The organism is Aeromonas sp. 604176 (genome assembly GCF_049170755.1).
GTDB classification, from domain to species: Bacteria; Pseudomonadota; Gammaproteobacteria; order Enterobacterales; family Aeromonadaceae; genus Aeromonas; species Aeromonas veronii_A.
Genome location: NZ_JAAKNE010000194.1, coordinates 1 through 3843 on the forward strand (window position 1 = coordinate 1; position 3843 = coordinate 3843).

Annotated in this window: 5 protein-coding genes; 2 read left to right on the forward strand and 3 right to left on the reverse strand. The window is 59.1% G+C overall.

The genetic code is table 11. The features are described from left to right. Positions 1-91 precede the first annotated feature (91 nt). The 3 genes from cmoB to G5358_RS20355 all read right to left on the reverse strand — a co-directional run bounded on the left by cmoB (position 92) and on the right by G5358_RS20355 (position 2936). Positions 92-1069 (reverse strand): tRNA 5-methoxyuridine(34)/uridine 5-oxyacetic acid(34) synthase CmoB, encoded by a 978-nt coding sequence (gene cmoB / locus G5358_RS20345; protein WP_421324806.1) that lies wholly within the window; start codon positions 1067-1069, stop codon positions 92-94. Beyond that, positions 1066-1812 carry a carboxy-S-adenosyl-L-methionine synthase CmoA gene (cmoA, locus tag G5358_RS20350; protein WP_421324807.1) on the reverse strand — a complete coding sequence of 249 codons (747 nt, stop codon included), beginning with the start codon at positions 1810-1812 and terminating at the stop codon, positions 1066-1068. The genes cmoB and cmoA overlap by 4 nt, the downstream gene beginning before the upstream one ends. 275 nt (positions 1813-2087) lie before the next feature. Beyond that, positions 2088-2936 carry a DUF72 domain-containing protein gene (locus G5358_RS20355; protein ID WP_421324809.1) on the reverse strand — a complete coding sequence of 283 codons (849 nt, stop codon included), beginning with the start codon at positions 2934-2936 and terminating at the stop codon, positions 2088-2090. A gap of 162 nt (positions 2937-3098) precedes the next feature. Here G5358_RS20355 and G5358_RS20360 point away from each other — a divergent pair, with 162 nt between their 5' ends. Next, positions 3099-3350 (forward strand): FmdB family zinc ribbon protein, encoded by a 252-nt coding sequence (locus G5358_RS20360; protein WP_005337686.1) that lies wholly within the window; start codon positions 3099-3101, stop codon positions 3348-3350. A 32-nt stretch (positions 3351-3382) separates the two neighbouring features. Beyond that, positions 3383-3843: OB-fold nucleic acid binding domain-containing protein (locus G5358_RS20365; protein WP_421324810.1), on the forward strand; the 461-nt coding region annotated here is incomplete at its 3' end.

The following is a 3843-nucleotide window of genomic DNA, read 5'->3' on the forward strand; positions in this document are numbered from 1 at the left end:
CAGGGTCATTCCTTTTAATTTGCTTTTCATGTCATTCATTTAACTGTGCTTCCTGGAATTGGGTCAGTGTAACTTCCTGAATCGCCATCGGCTAGTCTTTGGCCTTGCGGGCAATCAGTACGGCACGTTTCGGCGCCGGGTGTCCTTCTACCGTGAGTGCCGGATTGTCTGGATCCAGATAGTCACTCAGGGATTCATTAATCATCCAGTCGGTACGACGCTGTTCGTCGGTGCTGGTCATATTCTCGTCTACTATCCGCACGTCGGTGAAGCCGCAGCGCTCGACCCACAGCTTGAGGGCGCGGCTTGAGGGAATAAACCAGACGTTGCGCATCTTGCCGTAACGATCGGTGGGTATCAGCACGTCGTTGACCCCGCCATCAATCACTAGCGTCTCCAGCACCAGCTCGCCATCATCTTTCAATTGATTGCGCAGCTGCTCGATGTGCTCGATGGGGGATTTGCGGTGATAGAGCACCCCCATGGAGAAGACGGTGTCAAAGGCACGCAGCTCCGGCAGCTCCTGAATACCGAGCGGCAACAGGTGGGCGCGCTGATCATTGTCCGCGAAGTGGCGAATGGCCTCGAACTGGCAGAGAAACAGCGGACTCGGGTCTATGCCGACCGCCAGCTTGGCCCCTTCACCCACCATGCGCCAGAGGTGGTAACCGCTGCCGCAGCCCACATCCAGCACGTAACGGCCTTCGAGCGGGCTGATATGGGGCAGCACCCGATCCCACTTCCAGTCAGAGCGCCACTCGGTATCGATATGGATGCCGTGTACGGTGAACGGCCCTTTGCGCCAGGGCATGAAGTGGCGCAGCAGGCTCTCGACCTTCTTGCGCTCCCCTTCGCCAAGGCTCTCGGCCGAGCCAATCTCGACCCGGCTTTTCAGCTCGATGTTGCCGGGGGAGACCACCGGCAGCTTGTTGAGGGCACGATTCCAGCGCGGCAGGTCGCCATGCTGGTTGTCATGTTGCCAAGCGTGCAGCTGGGCGGGCAGGGTATGCAGCCAGTGGCTCAGCCGGTTTTTGGCAATCAGTTGATAGAAATTGGCAAAGTCGATCATGGCTGGGCGTCGCTGGATTTGATGGCAATCATGGAGCCGAAGTTGAAGCACTGGAACCAGAGATCCTGATGGACGAAACCGGCATCCCGCAGGCGTGCCTGATGCACCGGCAGGCTGTCGGTGCGCATCACGTTCTCAAGGGCAGTGCGTTTCTGGCTGATCTCCAGCTCGCTGTAGCCATTGGCCCGCTTGAAGTCGAGGTGCAGATCGATGAGCAGCTCGTTGACCGGTTCATCTTCAAAGCGGAACTTCTCGCTCAGGATCAGGATCCCGCCCGGGCGCAGACCATCGTGAATGCGCTGGATCAGGGCAGCACGCTTTGCGGGCTCGACAAATTGCAGGGTGAAGTTGAGCACCACCACGGAGGCGTTCTCGATCTCGATGTCGCAGATATCTGCTTCCACCAGCTCCACCGGCACCTCGGATTTGAAACCGGAGAGGTGGGCGCGGGCGCGCTCGATCATCGGATGGGAGAGATCCACCGCGGTGATGCGGCAGCCGGGCTGGCTGACATGGCGACGTATCGCCTGGGTCGCGGCGCCCAGTGAGCAGCCGAGATCATAGAGTCGGCTCTCGGGTTGGGCGTAGCGGGCGGCCATCATGCCGATGGCAGAGATGATGTTGCTGTAACCCGGCACCGAGCGCTGGATCATATCGGGAAACACGTCGACGACCTGTTCGTCAAAACAGAAATCACCCAATCGGGCGATCGGGGCGGCAAAAATTTGATCTTTGGTATGCATGCTGGCGCAACCTGACAGTCGGGACATCACCCGGCTGTATTGTTCAATTGAGTCGTTGGGTGACACCCATCAGAGTAGATTTATCACCTGTTTACGAACGGGGTGGCTGGTCGTGAAATCCTTTGGACCGTTCCTGTTCGTACGGGCCATGTTCCGGACCCTTACTTGGGGCGGTAGTGTAGAGGATTGATGGCCGTTTGTCTTGACGCCAGGGCTTGCCACGCCACAAAAAAGCACTTTTTTTGCAGCGAAACGATGGCTGCAGAATGGGTTGGCTAAAAGCGCAGCACTCCCTGCCGTGCGCGATCGTTTTCCCCCGGCCAGGGGGCCATCTCCTGCTCCAGCAAGCGGGTGATCTGGCGGGCCAGCTCAGGGGCCTGGGCGTTGTCGGCAGTATGTATATAGAGGTAGAGATCTTTCCCCTCCGCGAGCCACTGGCGCCAGTGGGGGAGCCAGCTGGGCAGGAAGGGGTGGTTGGCCGCCGGATCCGGCAGGCCAATCAGGCGCACCATGGGGGCGTTGGCGGTGGCCAGCAGATGCACCGGCAGGCGCGGTTTCTTGCCCTGGGCATCGACAAGGGCTGGCGTGGTTGCTTGCACCGAGAAGAGTGGCCGGCTGTCGAGCATCACCCGGTTCACACCCTGTTCCATCAGCAGCCGGTTCAATGCCCGCTCGGCCTCCCCCTTGGCGAAAAAGTCGGGGTGACGCACCTCGAGGGCGTAGCGAAACGCCCGTGGCAGCCGATCGATGAAGGCCGCCAGTCTGGCCAGCCCCTGTGGCCCGAAGCGGGCGGGCAGCTGCAGGGTGAGCAGCCCCAGCTTGTCGTGTAGTGGCGCAAGCAGCTTGATAAAGTCGGCGACTTGTTTGTCTGCGCTCACCAGATCGCTCTGGTGGCTGATGGTTTGCGGAAACTTGAAGTTGAAACGAAAGTGATCGGGCACCGCATCGGCCCAGCGCTGTACCGTATCCGGTGTCGGCAGGGCGTAGAAGGTGGTGTTACCCTCCACCGAGTTGAAGACGGCCGCGTAGTGGGCGAGGTGTTCGGCAGGCTTGGCGCCAAGGCCCAGCAACTGGCCGGGCCAGCTGGGGTGGGACCACTGTGGCAGGCCCAAATAGAGGCTCATGGTGGCTATTCTCTTCGCTCTTGGTGCATTCGTGCCGATTTTTTGCCCGCTTTTTGTCATCGAGTGCAAAAAACTGGCGAAAGGAGGCTGCTGGCCATTTTACCCAAAAGGGGGTTTTCCTCTATAATGCCAGCCCTTTTGTTTTTCAATTTCTTGTGACCCATGCCTATCTACGAATATCGTTGCGACGTCTGTGGCCATGAATTGGCAAAACTGCAAAAGCTTTCCGATGCCCCCCTGACCGACTGTCCGGCCTGTAGCAAGCCGAATCTGGTCAAGCTGATATCGGCGGCAGGCTTCCGGCTCAAGGGAACCGGATGGTACGAGACTGATTTCAAACCGGGTAAGAAAAAGAATCTGGCCAGCTGTGAGACAGACGGTGCTTGCCAGTCGTGCCCGGCGGCCCAAGGTTAACCGTCTCTCTACAATTTCGAAGGAAGAAGTCCATGCGCTCTATCTATTGCGGACAGGTCAATGAGGCCCATGCAGGGCAGACCATTACATTGTGCGGTTGGGTTCATCGTCGTCGTGATCTCGGCGGTCTGATCTTTATCGATATGCGCGACCGGGAAGGGATCGTTCAGGTGTTCTTCGATCCGGACAAGCCGGAGGCGTTCGCCCTGGCCTCCGAGCTGCGCGGCGAGTTCTGCATCCAGGTGACCGGCGTGGTGCGCACCCGTCCCGAGTCCCAGCGCAACAGCGACATGGCCACTGGCGCCATCGAAGTGTTCGCCCACGAACTTAACATCATCAACCGTGCCGAGCCGCTGCCGCTGGACTTCAATCAGGTCAACAGCGAAGAGATCAGCCTCAAGTATCGCTACCTGGATCTGCGTCGTCCCGAGATGGCCAAGTACCTGAAGACCCGTGCCAAGGCCAGCGCCTTCGTACGCCGCTTCATGGACGA